The sequence below is a fragment of the Streptomyces sp. NPDC050504 genome (assembly GCF_044458065.1).
Lineage (GTDB): Bacteria > Actinomycetota > Actinomycetes > Streptomycetales > Streptomycetaceae > Streptomyces.
Genome location: NZ_JBITHO010000002.1, coordinates 1,071,346 through 1,087,652 on the forward strand (window position 1 = coordinate 1,071,346; position 16,307 = coordinate 1,087,652).

A 16,307-nucleotide genomic window follows, 5' to 3' on the forward strand; every position below is an offset into this window, starting at 1 on the left:
GCCCCGGACGGCTCCGGGCGCCAGCGTAGCAACACGGCACGCCTAGAATTCGGCCGGTGAACGTCTCCCCCTCCACCGCCGAAACCCTGCGCGGCGCCCTCGCCGGGCTCCTCGACGGGCTGCCGCCCAAGCAGGCCGCGCAGGCCGTCGAGCGGCTGATCGCCAACTACCGGGGCACCACCCCCACCGACGCCCCGGTGCTCAGGGACCGCTCGGACGTGGCCGCCTACGCCGCGTACCGCATGCCGGCGACCTTCGAGGCCGTACGGGCCGCGCTCGCCGCGCTGCACGCGGCCGCCCCCGGCTGGGCGCCCGCCACGCACACCGACGTCGGCGGCGGCACGGGCGCGGCGAGCTGGGCCGTCGCCGAGCTGTGGGACGGCCACGCCACGACCGTCCTGGACTGGGCCGAGCCCGCCCTCGCGCTCGGCCGCGAGCTGGCCGCCGCGTCCGGCTCCCCGGCGCTGCGCGGCGCGCGGTGGCAGAAGGCGCGGATCGGGGCCGCGCCGGAGCTGGCGGAGACCGACCTGGTCACCGTCTCGTACGTGCTCAAGGAGCTGACCGAGCGGGACCGCGCCGACCTGCTGACGGCCGCCGCGGCCGCCGCGCAGGCGGTGGTGGTCGTCGAGCCGGGCACCCCGGACGGCTACGAGCGGATCGTCGAGGCGCGCGAGCGGCTGCTCGCGGCGGGGCTGCGGATCGCCGCGCCCTGCCCGCACGGCGGCGCCTGCCCGATCGTGCCCGGCAAGGACTGGTGCCACTTCTCGGCGCGGGTCAGCAGGTCCTCGCTGCACCGCCGGGTGAAGGGCGGCTCGCTGCCGTACGAGGACGAGAAGTTCGCGTACGTCGTCGGGGTGCGCTTCGCCGCGGAGCCGGTGCCCGCCCGGATCACCCGCAAGCCGCAGATCCGCAAGGGGCAGGTGTTGCTGGAGCTGTGCACCGAGGAAGAGGGGCTGCGCCGCGAGACGGTCACCAAGCGGCACGGGCCGCTCTACCGCGGCGCCCGCGACGCGGAGTGGGGCGACGGCTGGCCGCCGCCCCACGAGGAATCGCACGAGGTGTCAGGGGCGTAGCTCCTGGGTGCAGCACTTCACGCTGCCACCGCCCTTGAGGAGTTCGCCGAGGTCCATCGGGACCGGTTCGTAGCCGCGCCCGCGCAGCGGCTCGAACAGGCCGGTGGCGCCCTGCGGCAGCAGGACGTGGCGGCCGTCGCTCACCGCGTTGAGCCCCAGCGCGGCGGCGTCGGCCCCGCTCGCGATCAGCGCGTCGGGGAAGAGCCTGGCCAGGACGGCGCGGCTGCCGGGGGAGAAGGCACCCGGGTAGTACATGACCTCGTCCGCCGCGTCGTCGAGGACGCTCAGCGCGGTGTCCAGGTGGTAGTAGCGCGGGTCGACCAGTTCGAGGCCGATGACGGGGCGGCCGAAGAACTCCTGCGCCTCGTCGTGGCTGAGCGGACTGGAGCGGAAGCCGCGTCCCGCGAGGATCCAGGACGCGGTGACCGCGAAGTCCCCCTCGCCCTCGTTGACGTGCGTCGGCTCGTGGATCTCGGTGAAGCCGTGCGCGCGGAACCAGTCGAGGTGGGCCGCGGCCTCGTCGGTGCGCTCGGGGTGGGCGAACCGGGCGCCGAGCACGCGCCCCTCGACCACGGTCGCGCCGTTGGCGGCGAACACCATGTCGGGCAGGTCGGGGCGGGGGTCGAGCAGTTCCACCGTGTGGCCGAGCGCGCGGTAGCGGTCGCGCAGGACCTCCCACTGGGCGAGGGCCAGCGGCAGGTCGACCGGTTTCGAGGGGTCCATCCACGGGTTGATGGAGTACGTCACCTTGAAGTGCGCCGGCGGGCACATCAGGTAGCGGCGGGGCGAAGCGTCACGAGGCAATGAGGGCTCCTCACGAGCGACAGGACGCACGTCGTTGTGCGCGTGGAGTTATGGAAGCACACGGAATGGGCGGTACGTCCGAGGCGCGATTGGCGAGACGATACGTCTCGAATCGTGTGTCCGGTATCCTCGCGGCATGGCATCCACGAAGGCCCCCGACTCCAGCCGCCGCAGCGAGCGCTCGCGGCGGGCGATCCTCGAAGCGGCCCTCGCGCTCGTCGGCGAGGTCGGCTACGACAAGCTGACCGTCGAGTCGATCGCGTCCCGCGCGGGGGTCGGCAAGCAGACCATCTACCGGTGGTGGCCGTCGAAGGCGGCGGTGCTGCTGGACGCGGCGGGGGTGTTCGCGGAGAGTCCCCCGGCGGAGGACGGGGGCGCGGAGGACGGGGGCGCGGTGGCGGCGGTGTTCCCCGACACCGGGGACCTCGCGGCCGACCTCAAGCTGGTGCTCAGGGCGACCGTCGACGAGTTCCACGACGCGCGCGTCGAGGCGCCGATGCGGGCGCTGACGGCCGCCGGGGCGACGGATCCCGAGCTGGGGCGGACGTTCACCGAGCGGTACCTGGCGCCGGCGCTCGGGCTGTACGAGGAGCGGCTGCGGGTCGCCCGCGAGCGGGGCGAGATCGGGGAGGACGTGGACCTCAGGGTGGCGGTGGAGATGCTGGTGGGGCCGCTGCACCACCGGTGGCTGCACCGGACGGGGCCGGTGACGCACGAGTTCGCGGAGGCGCTGGTGAACCAGGTGCTCGGGGGGATCGTCCGGGGGACGTGACCGTCGCCCGGGGTGGGCGCGTGTGGCGAGCCCGCTCGCGCGAGGTGGGTACGCGCGGCATCTGCCCCACTCTCGCGCCCACGCGGCGGAGCCGCACATCGGGCACGGCCTCGCACCCCTGAAGGGGCGCACCTGTACTGAACGGGACCGTCCGGTACAGGCCACCCAGGGGCGCGGGGAACTGTGCGAGCAACCCGCCGCCGGGTCGCGGGTCCGCACCCGCCCCCGGTGTGGTCACCGTCACGGAGCGCCCCCCGCTCGGGTGTTATGTCCGTGCATCACATGGAATGGCACCCGTCTCGCGCCATCCACCCCCGTACCCCGGTTGAGGACTGTGGCCACCCGGGGCGCAGGATGGTGCGACCATGTGAAGTGCTGACGCTCGGGGCAACGCTGAGGTGAGGGGATAGATGGGCGCCGATTTCGGCCGCTATCGCGGCACAGAGGGCAGGATCTCCGGCTGGCTGCGCCGCCGCCCGAAGAAGGCCGCGGCGGACGAGGGCGGGGCCGCCCGCGAGGAACTGCTGCTGGCCGTGGCCGCCGCCGGAATGCCGATAGCCCCCGCCGCGCACCCCGTCGGCTACCGATGTTCGTGCGAGCGCGTCGGCTGTCCCACCCCGGCCAGGCATCCGGTCTCCTTCGCGTGGCAGACCCAGTCCACCACCGACAGGTCCCAGATCGAGCGCTGGGCGCGCAACCAGCCCCAGGCCAACTTCATCACCGCCACCGGCATGATCCACGACGTCCTGGACGTCCCCGCGGAAGCGGGCCGCGCCGCGCTGGAGCGACTGCTCGCCGCGGGCGTCGACGTCGGCCCCGTGGCCGAGTCCCCCGGGCCGCACGGCGAACTGGGCGAGGGCCGGCTGCTCTTCTTCACCGCGACGCGCGGCACCCCCGAGGACGAGGACGAGTGGTGGCCGTGCGAGCTGGACTGCCACCCCGAGACGATGGACGAGCACCCCGGCCTGCGCTGGCACTGCCGCGGCAGCTACGTCCTGGTGCCGCCCGCCCAGCTCCCCGGTGACCTGGGAGTCTCCTGGCTGCGGGGCCCCGAGCACCCGCTGCCCGACCCGCTGACGCTCCTGGAGACGCTCACGGACGCCTGCGCGCAGTACGCGGCGTCGGAGCCCCAGGAACCCGCCTGGCCCCTGTCCCGGTAGGAGCGCGGAGGCGCGGGCCCCGCACACCGGGCCCGCCGTCCCGAACCCGCCGTCCCGAACTCCGCCGGGCTCGCCCGGCACGCCCTCCGGGGCCCGTCAGGAGCCCTTCGCCGCGACGAGGCCCTGGAGACGGCCCCGCACCTCCACCTTGCCGCCCGCGCCCCCGGGGACGTACGCCACCTGGCCCGCCACCCGCTCCTTGGTGAGCGTCGACTTCACCTCGCCGGTCAGCAGCGCCTTGACGTCCGCGTTCAGTTCGGGCTTCAGGCCCTTCGCCGCGGTCTGCCGCTCGAAGTGCCGCGTCGAGAAGAAGACCAGCGCGCCGCCGTCCTTCGTCGCCAGGCCCAGCGGCGCGAAGTCCCCGGTGTCCAGGGCCTGGTCGACGTACTGGAAGGAGAAGCCCGCCCTGCGGTGCGTGCGCCGGAAGTCGCGGATGCCCGTGGTGTGGGTGCCCGGCGCGAACGCGTCCGGCTTCCCCGTCCCCAGGTGGCCCGCGTACCGCTCGCTCAGGTCCTTCGGGGCCACCGCGAGGCCGTCGGAGTCCACCGGCACGGTCCTGGCGTACCCGTCGCCGTCCAGCTCGAACTCCGGTACGTCGCCGGGCGCGACCACCGTCAGGTAGGACGCCTCCCACAGCGCGTCGGGGCCGCTCTTCACGAAGACGACCAGCCAGCGCGTGTCCCGTGGACCGGACTCGGCGTCGCGGTCGGAGTCGGTGTCGGCGACGAACCAGCGCGGCCAGCCCGCCTTCTTGGGGATGGTGTACTTCGCGTCGTCCAGCACCAGCGGCCGGTGCCGCGCGTTGCCGTCGGGGCTCTGCACCCGGCGCGCCTTGAGGCCCGCCTGGTTGACCGCGCCGAGCGCGCCGGTGACCCGGCCCTCGTCGAGGGCCGGGTCGTACGCCTTGTCCGCCTTGTTGTAGGCGTTCGTGAAATCGGTCAGCGCCTGCGCGGCCTCATCCCGCGTCGCCGACGGAACCACTTCCCGCTCGCCGTGCACCGTCACGCAGCCGCTCGCCGTCAGCGACAGTACCGTCGCCGCCACGAGCCCCACCGCCGGCCGGCTCAGCCTTCGCAGCGTTCTCATCGGTCGCCTTCTGCTCCTCGCCCCCCACTGACCGTCCGAACCCTACCGGGGCCAGGAACAGGGCGAGCGTGGGGACCAGGTACAGCGCCCACACCGTGACCTGGACGACGGTCGGGTCGGGCTGGAAGTTGAAGGTGCCCTTCAGCAGCGTGCCGTACCAGCTGTCCGGCGGGATCGCGCCCGACACGTCGAACGCCTTGTCGGCGAGGCCGCCGATGAACTCCGCCTCCTGGAGGTCGTGGAAGCCGTACGCCAGCACGCCCGCCGCGACGACCACCAGCAGCCCGCCGGTCCAGGTGAAGAACTTCGACAGGTTGATCTTCAGCGCGCCCCGGTAGAACAGCCAGCCGAGGAAGACCGCGGTCAGCAGCCCCAGCAGCGCGCCGACCACCGGGTGCCAGCCGTCGTCCGCCGCCTTCACCGCGCGCCACACGAACAGCGAGGTCTCCAGGCCCTCCCGGCCCACGGCCAGGAACGCCGTCGCGACCAGCGCGCCGGTGCCCATGGTGAGCGCCGCGTCCAGCTTGGCGCCCAGCTCGGCCCGCAGGTGCCGCGCGGTCTTGCGCATCCAGAAGACCATCCACGTCACCAGGCCCACCGCGACGACCGACAGCGTGCCGCCGATCGCCTCCTGGGCCTTGAACGTCAGCTCCCGCGTACCGAATTCGAGCCCCGCGCCGAAGGCGAGGCTCAGCGCCACCGCGATGCCGACGCCGACCCACAGCGGGGCCAGCTTGTCCTTGTTGCCCGTCTTCACGAGATAGGCGACGAGGATGCAGACGACGAGGCTGGCCTCCAGGCCCTCGCGCAGTCCGATCAGGAAGTTGCTGAACACGACGGTTCCCTTCGTCGCCTACGAGAACAGCGCCCGGCCCCACCAGTCGTCCTTGTCGCGGACGCCCGGCGGGACGGCGAACAGTGCCGAACCCACGTGCTGGATGTATTCGTTGAGCGCGTCGGAGCGCGCCAGGGAGGTCTGGAGCGGCACGAAGCCCGTACGGACGTCGCGCTGGTAGGCCAGGAAGAACAGGCCCGCCTCCAGCCGTCCGAGCCCGTCCGTGCCGTCCGTGAAGGAGTAGCCGCGGCGCAGGATCGTCGCGCCCGCGTTGCTGTCCGGGTGCGCGAGGCGCACGTGCGAGTCGGGCTTCATCGCCTTCAGGAACGGCTCGTCGTGCTCCTTCGACCTGCCCACGGCCGCGCCCTCGCCCTTGTCGCGGCCGAAGATGTCCTCCTGCTCGCCGAGCGGAGTGCGGTCCCAGGTCTCGATGTTCATCCGGATCCGCCGCGCCACCAGGTACGAACCCCCGGACAGCCACGAACCGGGCGCCACCCACACGTGCTCGTCCAGCGCCTTCGCGTCGGTGCCCGCGACGTTGCGGGTGCCGTCCTTGAAGCCGAAGAGGTTGCGCGGGGTCTGCGCGTCGGGCGTCGTGGAGGACGTCTTGCCGAAGCCGAGCTGCGACCAGCGCACCGCGACCCGGCCGAAGCCGATGCGCGCGAGGTTGCGGATCGCGTGCACCGCGACCTGCGGGTCGTCCGCGCACGCCTGCACGCACAGGTCGCCGCCGCTGCGCGCCGGGTCGAGGTTGTCGCCCGGGAACTTCGGCAGGTCGACCAGGGCGTCGGGGCGCCTGCCCTCAAGCCCGAAGCGCCCCTTGGCGAAGAGCGAGGGCCCGAAGCCCACGGTCAGCGTGAGGCGCGAGGCCTTAAGGCCCAGCGCCTCGCCCGTGTCGTCCGGCGGCGCCTCGGCGAGCCCGCCGAACGCGCCCTCGCCGACCTCGCGGCCCTGCGTGAGCAGGGCGGCGGCGGCCGTCCAGTCCTTCAGCAGCTGGACCAGCTCCGCGCGGTCCTCGGTCTTCACGTCGAACGCGGCGAAGTGCAGCCGGTCCTGCACGGGCGTGGCGATGCCCGCCTGGTGCGGACCGTGGAAGGGCACGGCGGCGCCGGACCCGGCCGTGGGCACCGCGTCCGTCTCCCGGCCGAGCGCGACCGCCGCGCCACCGGCGGCGGCGGCACCCAGCGCGAGGCCGGCGCCGCCCCAGCCGAGCAGCGAGCGCCGGGTGGGGGCGGGAGCGGGGGAGCCGGGAGCTTCCGGCGTCCCGGACGTCCCGGGTGTCTCGGATGTCTCCGGCGTCTCCGGCGTCTTCGGTGTCTCTGGTGTCTCGGACACGACGCTGCCCTCCCGCTACTTCTTGACGGCCGCGGCCAGCTTGGAGAGCGGCTCGGCGAGCGCGTTCACGCCGTCGCTCAGCTCCTTGCGCTGCGCCTTGCCGACCTTGTCGTACGAGGTGAACTCGTACGAGCCCTTGTCCTCGCGGTACTTGTCGAGGAGCGTGTTCAGCGCGGCGAACCGCTCGTCCAGCGTGGCCGTCAGCTTCGGGTCGTTCTTCGCCGCGATCGGCTTCAGCAGCTCGTACGACTTCTGCGCGCCCTCGACGTTGGCCTTGAAGTCCACCAGGTCGGTGTGGCTGTAGCGCTCCTCCTCACCGGTGACCTTGCCGGTGGCGACCTCGTCCAGCAGCTCCTTGGCGCCGTTGGCCATCGAGGTCGGGGAGATGTCCGCCTTGCCGACCCGCTTCTGCCAGTCGACGAGGTCCGTGTAGAGGGTCGCGGCGAGGGCCTTCTCGGCGGGGCCGATCTTCTTCGTCTGCCACAGCGCCTTCTCCAGGGTGTGCCAGCCGGTCCACTTCTGGCCCTTCTCCAGGCCGTCCTCGCGCAGGTCGACCTTCGGGTCGATGTCGCCGAAGGACTCCGCGACGGGCTCGGTGCGCTCCCAGCCGATGCGGGAGTCCGCGTACGCCTTCTTCGCGGCCTCGACGTCGCCCGCGGCGACCGCGTCCGTGAAGGCCTTCGCCTTCGGCAGCGTCTCGTCGGCCTGCGCCTGCACGTAGGTGCGGTACGCGGCGACCGCCGCGTCCATCTCGGGGCTGCGCTTCGCGGCCTTGCCGTCGCCGGTGACCGTGACCTTCTGCCGGATGCCGTCGCCCTTCATGCCGGGCTTGCAGGCGATCTCGTACGAGCCGGGCTTCACCTCGGCGGTGATGTTCGCCTCCGTGCCGGGGCCGATGTTCTCGCGCTCGGTGACGATGCGGTCGTCGGGGAAGAGCAGGTAGACCTCGGTGACCTTGGAGCCCTTGTTCTCGACGGCGAGCTGGACGTGACCGGCCGGGAACTCCTTCTTCGAGACCTCGCAGGAGTCGTCCTTGGCGGTCACCCGCACCGCGCCGTCGCCCTTGGCGTCGCTCTTCTCGGCGCAGCCCGTGACGGCGGTCAGGACGGCGGCGGTGGCCGCGGTCGCGGTGACGAGGGATCGGCGGCGGGTGGGGCGCATGCGGGACTCCACGCTGGTGAAGGAGGGGGGTCGCCTCGGGGTGAGGCCGCCCTAACTTAACTGAGGCTTACCTGGGCGATACCCATCCGTCCAGTGATTCAGCTCTCATACGGGGCGTACGGCTACGGAGCTGTCACGGCGCCCCCATGAGGCACCCACGGGAAGGTCAAACGGAAGTCAATTCGGACCGGGCCGCCCCGGTTCCGGGAAGGGGCGGGGCGGGGTGCCGCCCCGCGCCGCGGAGGTCCACCCGCCTACGCGCCGCGTACCGGCACCACCAGCGGTACCCCCGTCCGGGGATGCGGGAACACCTCGACCGGCTGCCGGTACACCTCGCTGAGCAGCCCGTCCGACAGCACCGCCCCCGGCGCTCCCTCCACCGCCACCCGGCCCCGGCGCAGCACCGCCACCCGGTCCGCGTACGCCGCCGCGAGCCCCAGGTCGTGCAGGACGACCACCACCGCGTCGCCCGCCGCCGCCCGCGCGCGGCACACCCGCAGCACCAGCTCCTGGTGGCGCAGGTCGAGCGCGGCCGTCGGCTCGTCGAGCAGCAGCAGCTGGGCGCGCTGCGCCAGCACCCGGGCCAGCGCGACCCGGGCGCGCTCGCCGCCGGACAGCGCGGCGAAGGGCCGCCCGGCGAAGCCGGTCACCTCGGTCGCGGCCATCGCGTCCGCGACGGCCTCCTCGTCCTCGTCGGCGCGGTCCGTCCCGGCCCACGGCGCCCGGCCCATCCGTACGACGTCCTCGACGGGGAAGGGGAAGGAGAGCGTCGCGGACTGCGGCAGCACCGCGCGCCGCAGGGCGAGTTCGGCGGCGGTCCACTCGGGGGCGGGGCGCCCGCAGATCCGCACCTCGCCGGATTCGGCGGGCAGGTCGGCGGCGACCGCCGCGAGCAGCGTCGACTTGCCCGCGCCGTTGGGCCCCACCAGGGCCAGCACCTCGCCCGCGCGCGCGGTGAGGCCGGCGCCGTCCAGGACGGGGCGCCCGCCGAGCCGTACCCGCACGTCCTCGGCGACCGCGACCGGTCCGCCCGGTGCGACGGGCTCGGGCAGGGTCCGGCCGCGCGCCGCGAAGAAGCTCCTGATCATGCCCAACCACCTTGCTTGCGACGGGTCCTGCGCAGCAGCCAGAAGAAGAACGGGCTGCCGAAGAGGGCGGTCAGCACGCCCAGCGGAAGCTCGGCGGGCGCGGCGACGGTACGGGCCGCGAGGTCGCCCGCGAGCAGGACGAGCGCCCCGCCCAGCGCGCTGCCCGGCACCAGGAAGCGGTGCCCGGGGCCGTTCGCGAGGCGCAGCAGGTGCGGGACGAGCAGCCCCACGAAGGTGATGACGCCCGCGACGGCCACCGCGGCGGCGGTGAGCAGCGCGACCACCAGGATCAGCACCGCCCGCAGCCGCTCCACGTCCACGCCCAGGTGCCGGGCGGGGCGCTCGCCGAGCGCGAGGAGGTCCAGCTTGCGGGCGTAGAGCGGCGCGACGAGCAGCCCGGCCAGCGCGCACGGCAGCACCGCGAGCACCTTGGGCCAGGTCGCCTGCGCGAGCGAGCCGAGCTGCCAGAAGGTGATCTGGGAGATCTGCGCGTTGTCCGCGAGGAAGATGAACAGGCCGATGAGGGCGCCCGCGAAGGCGTTCACGGCGATGCCGGTGAGGATCAGCGTGACGACCTCGGTCCTGCCGCCCGAGCGGGACATCGCGTACACCAGCAGGACGGTGGCGAGTCCGGCGACGAACGCGCAGACGGTCACGGTCCAGTTGCCCGCGAAGCTCAGGCCGAGCGCGATCGCCCCGACCGCGCCCGCCGCGGCGCCCGCCGAGATGCCGATGACGCCGGGCTCGGCGAGCGGATTGCCGAACACGCCCTGCATCAGCGCGCCCGCGCAGCCGAGCGAGGCGCCGACGAGCAGCGCGAGCACGACGCGCGGCAGGCGGACGTTCCACAGCACGCTCTCGCCGACCCGGTCGAGTTCGGCGCCGCCGAGCCCGAGTCTGTGCAGCAGGGAGCCGGTGACCTCGCCGAAGGTCAGGTGGTACGAGCCGAGCCCGGCGGAGAGCAGCGCGAGCGCGACGAGCGCGACGACGAGTCCGGCGCTCAGGGCGAGCGGCGCGGCCCGGCGGGGCGCGGCCGGTTTCGCGGCGGGTTTCGTGGCCGGGTCCGTGGCCGGGTCCGTGTCGGGAGCCTCCGGGCGGGGCCCAGCGGCTTCGGGGGCGCGCGTCACGCTCACGACGCCCGCTTCCCGTACAACTGCTCCACCAGCGACTTCAGCACCTGGTCGGTGCGGGGGCCGTAGTTGAGCAGGACCCCGTCGTCGATGGAGACGACGCGGCGGTCCATTCCGGCGGGGGTCTGGGCGACGCCCGGGATCTTCACGAGGCCGTCGATGCCGCCGACCGATTCGAGTCCCTTGCGCATGACGAGGATCGCGTCGGGCGCGGCCTTCGCCAGGGCCTCGCTGGTGATCGCGGTGAAGTCCTTCGTGAGGCCCGACTCGGCGCCCGCGTCCACCGCGCCCGCCGCGTCGAGCAGCGAGCCCGCGCCGGACTCCCGGCCGCCCAGCAGGTAGACCGCGGCCGAGCCGCGCAGGTAGAGGAAGGCGACCCGGGGCTTCTCGCCGTCGGACTCCGGGGCCGGAACGTCCTTGCGCACGGCGGCGATCCGGGCCTCGGTGCGCTGCCTCAGCTCCTTGCCCGCGGCCTCGACGCCCAGCGCGGCGGCGACCGCGTCGATGCGGCGTCCCACGTCGGCGAGGCTCTTGGCGGGCGCGACCACCAGCAGCGGGACGCCCGCGTCGCGGATCTGCCCGACGGCCTCGGCGGGGCCCGTGGTGGTGTCGGCGATGACGAGCGTCGGGCGCAGCGAGAGCACGCTCTCGGCCGAGACGTCGTGCGCGCGCGTCACCACGGGCAGCTCCTTCGCCTGCTCGAACGTGGCGGTGATGTCCCGCGCCACGACGTGCTCGCCGAGTCCGAGGCTGAACACGATCTCGTTGAGCGAGCCGGTGAGCGGGACGATGCGGTCGGCCGACGTGACCTCCACCCGCTTGCCGTCGGCGGACGGCACGGTCACGGGGAGCGCGGGCCGCGGCTTCGCGGCCAGCGGCTCGACCCGGTCGGCCGCGGGCTTCGCGGCGCCGGTGTCCTTCGCGGCCGATGCCCCGTCCCCGGTCCCGGTCCCGCCGCACGCCGTCAGGGCGAGGGCGAGGACAAGGCCGAGGACCGCTGTCGATGTACGGGCGCCTACCCGCCGTGCACTGCGCGTTTGACGCACCGTTGGCACCGTCCTGTCGTTCCGGGGTGTGGTGTGCGGTCGGCCCGGGGCGGATGGGGTTCCGACCGGGACCACGGATAGCTTAGGTTAGCCTTACCTTGCTATCCAGTCCCAGGAGGGGTCCCCCATGCTGCCGTCCCAACCGGCCCGCGCTCTCGCCGTGGCGCTTCTCGCGGCGCTGCTGGGAGCCCTGCTCCCGGCCACCGCCGCACACGCGGCGAGCCGCACGGTGCAGGGCGGCAGGCTCGACTGGGGGATCAAGGCGTCCTTCCAGAGCTACGTCACCGGGCCCATCGCGAGCGGCGGCTACAGCCTCACCGGCGGCGCGGCCACCGCGGGCGGCAGCCTCTTCCGCTTCCACTCGGCCAAGGGCTCGTACGACCCCGCGAGCGGCGCCTTCGAGGCGGGCTTCTCCGGCGGCGTGCGCTTCACCGGGCACCGCAAGGCCGACGGCTCCCACGAGCTGGACCTCACCATCAGCCGCCCCACCGTCCGCATCCAGGGCGGCGGCGGCACCCTCTTCGCCGACATGGTCAGCAAGGAGAAGGGCACCGGCCGGGTCACCAGTTCGTCCCAGGTCCCGCTCGCCTCGCTGAACCTCGCCGGGATCGACATGCGCGGCGGCACGTCCCCGGTCGCCCTCACGGGCGTCCCGGCCTCGCTCACCGCGCAGGGCGCCAAGGCGTTCGCGGGCTACTACCCGGCGGGCACCGCGCTCGACCCGGTCAGCCTCTCCGTCGACACCACGGCCCCCGCCGAGCGGCGGCCCGCGGAGCCCGCGCCGTCGAAGGCCCCCGCCGAGCCCGCCGAGCCCGGCGCGTCCGGCAAGCCCGCGCAGGCGGGCGCGCTGCGCGACGCGGCCGTCGACTGGGGCGTGCGCCGCACGTTCCGCGAGTACGTCACCGGTGCCATCGCCAAGGGCGAGTGGACCCTCGCGGACGGCGCCAGGGACGGCGGCGCGCTCTTCCGCTTCCCGCAGGGCAAGGGCACGTACGACGCCGGGACGCAGACGCTCGACGCGGCCTTCGCGGGCAGCGTCCGCTTCACCGGCGCCCACCTCGACCTCACCCTCGGCAAGGTCGCCGTCAAGGTGCGGGGCGGCACCGGCACGCTCACCGCCGACGTCACCAGCGGCGGCCGCACCCAGCGGGCCACGCCCCTGGTCACCTTCACGGCGAAGGACTTCGCCCCGAAGAACGGCCTGGCCGCCCTCACCGAGGCCCCCGCCGTGCTCACCGCACAGGGCTCCAAGGCCTTCAACGGCATGTACAAGGCCGGTACGGAGATGGACCCCGTCTCCCTCGCCGTCTCCGTCGACCCGAAGGCGCAGCTCCCCGCGCTGCCCGACCTGGGCAGCGACCCCAAGGCCACCGCGGCCGCCGAGAAGCCCGCTAAGTCGGGGGCGGCCGGGGAGCCGGCCGACCCGAAGACCGCGCCCGCCGCGTCGGAGTCCTCCTCGGGCACCGGCACCGGCACGTACCTGGCCGTCGGCGGCATCGTCCTGGTCGCACTCGCGGCCCTCGCGTACGCCCTGGTCGCCCGCAGGCGCCGGGCCGACGCCACCCCCCACAGCTGAACCCCCTTCCCCCATCAGGAGATCCACCACCATGGCAGCCACCCGCCGCCCCGTAGCACTCGCCGCCGCCGTCGCCACGGCCGCCGCGCTCGGCGTCACCTCGCTGACCCTCCCGGCGCTCGCGCTCGACGCGGCCGACCGGTCCGCCGCCCCCGCGGCGGGCACGAGCGGCACCCCCGCGATGGACCTCAAGGACGTCCAACTGGACTGGGGCATCAAGGAGGACTTCCGCAAGCACATCGCGAAGCCCTTCGTGAACGGGAAGACCACCGTGACGGGCGGCGCCGAACAGGCGACCCCCGGAGGCCCGTTCACCTTCAAGGGCGGCAAGGGCCGCTACGCGGGCGGCGCGACGCACGCCATCTCGTCCCAGGTCCCGGGGTCGGTGCGCTTCGAGGGCTACGGCGGCGTGCTCGACATGACGTTCGGCGACTTCAAGCTGGTCACGAAGGGCGTGCCGGACGGGACCGGCGAGATCGTCGCGGACTTCAGGTCCAAGGACCGCAAGGGCGCCTGGGTCGAGGGCGAGGACGTGGCGATAGCCTCGCTCGACCTGTCGAAGGTCAGGATGGCGGGCGGCGCGGACGGCACGATCGTCCTCAAGGACATCCCGGCGAAGCTGACCGCGAAGGGCGCGGAGGCGTTCGGCGGCTCGTACCAGGAGGGCGAGGCGCTGGACGCGGCGACGCTCACCACGAAGGCGGTGTACCCGAAGCCGGACGAGAAGCCGGACGGGAAGCCCGACGGTGGCGGCAAGCCGGACGGCGGTGGCAAGCCCGACGGTGGCGGCAAGCCGGACGAGAAGCCGGACGGTGGCGGCAAGCCGGACGGGAAGCCCGACGGGGGCGGCAAGCCCGACGAGAAGCCCGTCGAGAGCGGCCCGGTCGTCGACGGCACCCTCGGCTGGGGCGTCAGCGCCCGCTTCCGGAAGTACGTCACGGGCCCCATCGCCCACGGCGAGGCCACCGTCTCGGACGGCGCGGCCAAGGACGGCGCGGGCTACCGCTTCACCAAGGCCACCGGTTCCTTCGACGCGGCGGGCCAGGAGCTGAAGGCGTCCTTCCAGGGCAAGGTCCGCTTCCGCGGCCACCTGACGAACGGCGTGTACGGCCTCGACGCGGGCTTCAGCAACCTCAAGGTCGTCGCCAAGGGCAGGACCGGCACCCTCTACGCCGACGTCGACGTCAACGACCGTGCGAAGCCCGAGAAGACGTACCACCACAAGGGCCTCGAACTGGCCACCCTCCGGCTGCCCCAGGGCCCGATGAAGGCGGAGAAGGGCGTCGTCGTCCTGGAGGGCGTCAACGCCACCCTCACGGCGGCGGGCGCCGAGAAGGCGTTCGGCGGCGGCTACGAGCAGGGCGAGGCGCTGGACGACCTGAACCTCGCGGTCTCCCTCAAGGAGGGCACCGCGCTCCCCGAGGTCCCCGGTGACTCGGGCGGCACGGACGGCGGCACCGGCTCGACCGGCGGCACGACGGACGGCACGACGGGCGGCGCGGGCACGACCGGGGGCACCGCGGGCGGCGGGACCGCAGGCGGCCAGGACGCCACGGGCGGCACGGTCGGCGGCGGCACTGTGGGCGGCGGTACGGTCGGCGGCGCGGGCACCACGGGCGGCACGACCGGCGGCGGCTCGCTCGCCGCGACCGGCGCGGGCGTCCCGACCGGCGCGCTGGTCGGCGCCTCCGGGCTGATCGTCGCCGCGGGCGCGGGCGCGGTCTGGGCCGCGCGCAGGCGCACCCGGGCCTCCTGACCCACGGGACCAACGGGACCCACGGGAAACACCCCAGGGCCGTACCGCGATCCACGCGGTACGGCCCTGGTGCTTGAATGCCACCCGTGAACGAACTCGACGTACTGAACGTCTTCTGCGGACCCGACGGCAGCCACGGCAACCTGCTCGGTGTCGTGCGCGACGGCCGTACGCACCCCGACCCGGCCTCCCGCCAGGCGTACGCGGCCGAACTGGGCTTCAGCGAGACCGTGTTCGTGGACGACCCCGAGCGCGGCAGGCTCGACATCTACACGCCGGGCACCCGGCTGCCGTTCGCCGGCCACCCGCTCATCGGCGCCTCCTGGCTCCTCGACATCGAGGTGCTCGAACTGGAGGTGGGCGACGTGTTCGCGCGCCAGGACGGCGAGTTCAGCTGGATCGAGGCCCGCCCCGAGTGGGCGCCGTCGCGCACCCTGCGCCAGTACGCGTCGGCCGCCGAGGTCGACGCGCTGGAGGTGCCCGAGCCGGGGGAGTGGGTCTACGCCTGGGCGTGGGAGGACGAGGCGGCGGGCCGGGTGCGGGCGCGGGGCTTCCCCGGGCGCGGCGACGGCATCGACGAGGACGAGGCGACGGGCGCGGCGGCCCTGCTGCTCACCGCGCGGCTGGGCCGCGCCCTGAACGTCACGCAGGGCCGGGGCTCCCAGATCCTGACGGGAGGCCCCGGCCCTGAAGGCACGATCGAGATCGGCGGGCGGGTGAGGTTCGCGGACTGAGCGGACCCGGTCCGGACCCGGGCGCTAAGCGGTTCACGCGCTGAGCGGGTACTCCGCGCCCAGCTCGTGGAAGACGGCGCTGTTGAAGGCGAACGCCCGCTTGCACTCGTCGACGATGCGCTGCTTCTCCAGGTCGTCGGCGTCCACCGCGTCCAGCAGCTCGCGGTAGCCGCGCTTGAAGGCCGCCGGGTTGGTTATCTCCTCGAAGACGTAGAACCGCACGCCGTCGCCCTTGCGCGCGAAGCCCCAGGTCTTCTCCGCCCTGTCGCGGATGATCTGCCCGCCGGACAGGTCGCCCAGGTAGCGCGTGTAGTGGTGGGCGACGTACCCGGCGGGCCAGGTGCGCGCGCACTCCTCGACCCGGGCGGCGTACGCGGCGGTGGCGGGCAGCGCCCGCGCTCCGGCGCGCCAGTCGGGCCCGCGCAGGTGCGCCAAGTCCCGCTCCAGCTCGGCGGTGCGCATCAGCTCCGCCTGTATGAAGGGCCCGGCGACCGGGTCGTCCTTCAGCCCGTCCGCCGCGTCCTCCAGGGCCCGGTACACGAACCACAGCTGTTCGGTGTAGCGGGCGTAGGCGTCGACGCCGAGGCGCCCGCCGAGCAGGTCGCTCATGAAGGTCGAGGTCTCCGCCTCCGTGTGCTGTTCGTGCGAAGCGACACGGATGAGCGTGGAGAAAGCGTCCAAGGCGGGCCTCCGGTGGCCGATGGGGCGTGTGGGAACACGGAAAACGGAAGTTACGGCGGTGGCGCCTGCC

General features: G+C 73.9%; 15 protein-coding genes. 6 read left to right on the top strand and 9 right to left on the bottom strand.

Features of this window, described 5'->3' with window-relative positions:
- Window positions 1–56 precede the first annotated feature (56 nt).
- A complete protein-coding gene (locus ACIBNE_RS10725) occupies window positions 57–1,073 on the top strand; it encodes a small ribosomal subunit Rsm22 family protein (RefSeq protein WP_399271115.1) in 1,017 nt (338 codons plus the stop codon).
- Here ACIBNE_RS10725 and ddaH read toward each other — a convergent pair.
- Entirely contained in the window at window positions 1,062–1,907 is an 846-nt protein-coding gene (gene ddaH, locus ACIBNE_RS10730; protein WP_399271116.1) for a dimethylargininase, read from the bottom strand. The two genes, ACIBNE_RS10725 and ddaH, sit on opposite strands and share 12 nt — an antisense overlap.
- 106 nt (window positions 1,908–2,013) lie before the next feature.
- On the opposite strand from ddaH, the gene ACIBNE_RS10735 reads away from it, so the two are divergent.
- On the top strand, window positions 2,014–2,649 hold the full coding sequence (locus ACIBNE_RS10735; protein WP_399271117.1) for a TetR/AcrR family transcriptional regulator: 636 nt from the start codon (window positions 2,014–2,016) through the stop codon (window positions 2,647–2,649).
- A 410-nt stretch (window positions 2,650–3,059) separates the two neighbouring features.
- Window positions 3,060–3,809, top strand: coding sequence for a bifunctional DNA primase/polymerase (locus ACIBNE_RS10740; protein ID WP_399271118.1), 750 nt, complete (start codon window positions 3,060–3,062; stop codon window positions 3,807–3,809).
- A gap of 96 nt (window positions 3,810–3,905) precedes the next feature.
- Here the strand turns inward: ACIBNE_RS10740 and ACIBNE_RS10745 are convergent, their stop codons facing one another.
- The 7 genes from ACIBNE_RS10745 to ACIBNE_RS10775 form a co-directional block, all read right to left on the bottom strand.
- Entirely contained in the window at window positions 3,906–4,814 is a 909-nt protein-coding gene (locus ACIBNE_RS10745) for a hypothetical protein (RefSeq protein WP_399271286.1), read from the bottom strand.
- Complete coding sequence (gene efeU / locus ACIBNE_RS10750; RefSeq protein ID WP_399271119.1) at window positions 4,765–5,730, bottom strand: iron uptake transporter permease EfeU; 966 nt, start codon at window positions 5,728–5,730, stop codon at window positions 4,765–4,767. The genes ACIBNE_RS10745 and efeU overlap by 50 nt, the downstream gene beginning before the upstream one ends.
- An 18-nt stretch (window positions 5,731–5,748) precedes the next feature.
- Window positions 5,749–7,065: an iron uptake transporter deferrochelatase/peroxidase subunit gene (gene efeB, locus ACIBNE_RS10755; RefSeq protein ID WP_399271120.1), complete on the bottom strand. Its 1,317-nt coding sequence runs from the start codon at window positions 7,063–7,065 to the stop codon at window positions 5,749–5,751.
- Between the two features lie 15 nt (window positions 7,066–7,080).
- Complete coding sequence (gene efeO / locus ACIBNE_RS10760) at window positions 7,081–8,226, bottom strand: iron uptake system protein EfeO (RefSeq protein ID WP_399271121.1); 1,146 nt, start codon at window positions 8,224–8,226, stop codon at window positions 7,081–7,083.
- A 254-nt stretch (window positions 8,227–8,480) separates the two neighbouring features.
- The gene (locus tag ACIBNE_RS10765; RefSeq protein ID WP_399271122.1) at window positions 8,481–9,314 is read right to left on the bottom strand and encodes a heme ABC transporter ATP-binding protein; all 834 of its coding nucleotides are present in this window, start codon (window positions 9,312–9,314) and stop codon (window positions 8,481–8,483) included.
- Entirely contained in the window at window positions 9,311–10,447 is a 1,137-nt protein-coding gene (locus ACIBNE_RS10770) for a FecCD family ABC transporter permease (RefSeq protein ID WP_399271123.1), read from the bottom strand. Before ACIBNE_RS10770 ends, ACIBNE_RS10765 begins: the two co-directional genes overlap by 4 nt.
- Complete coding sequence (locus tag ACIBNE_RS10775) at window positions 10,444–11,490, bottom strand: hemin ABC transporter substrate-binding protein (protein ID WP_399271124.1); 1,047 nt, start codon at window positions 11,488–11,490, stop codon at window positions 10,444–10,446. Before ACIBNE_RS10775 ends, ACIBNE_RS10770 begins: the two co-directional genes overlap by 4 nt.
- Before the next feature lie 127 nt (window positions 11,491–11,617).
- Here ACIBNE_RS10775 and ACIBNE_RS10780 point away from each other — a divergent pair, with 127 nt between their 5' ends.
- From ACIBNE_RS10780 to ACIBNE_RS10790, 3 genes are all read left to right on the top strand, one after another.
- Entirely contained in the window at window positions 11,618–13,066 is a 1,449-nt protein-coding gene (locus ACIBNE_RS10780) for an HtaA domain-containing protein (protein WP_399271125.1), read from the top strand.
- 31 nt (window positions 13,067–13,097) lie between these two features.
- Complete coding sequence (locus ACIBNE_RS10785) at window positions 13,098–14,822, top strand: HtaA domain-containing protein (RefSeq protein ID WP_399271126.1); 1,725 nt, start codon at window positions 13,098–13,100, stop codon at window positions 14,820–14,822.
- An 86-nt stretch (window positions 14,823–14,908) separates the two neighbouring features.
- Window positions 14,909–15,556, top strand: coding sequence for a PhzF family phenazine biosynthesis protein (locus ACIBNE_RS10790; RefSeq protein ID WP_399271127.1), 648 nt, complete (start codon window positions 14,909–14,911; stop codon window positions 15,554–15,556).
- A 33-nt stretch (window positions 15,557–15,589) separates the two neighbouring features.
- Here ACIBNE_RS10790 and ACIBNE_RS10795 read toward each other — a convergent pair whose 3' ends face one another.
- The gene (locus ACIBNE_RS10795) at window positions 15,590–16,237 is read right to left on the bottom strand and encodes a heme oxygenase (biliverdin-producing) (protein WP_399271128.1); all 648 of its coding nucleotides are present in this window, start codon (window positions 16,235–16,237) and stop codon (window positions 15,590–15,592) included.
- Between the last annotated feature and the right edge of the window lie 70 nt (window positions 16,238–16,307).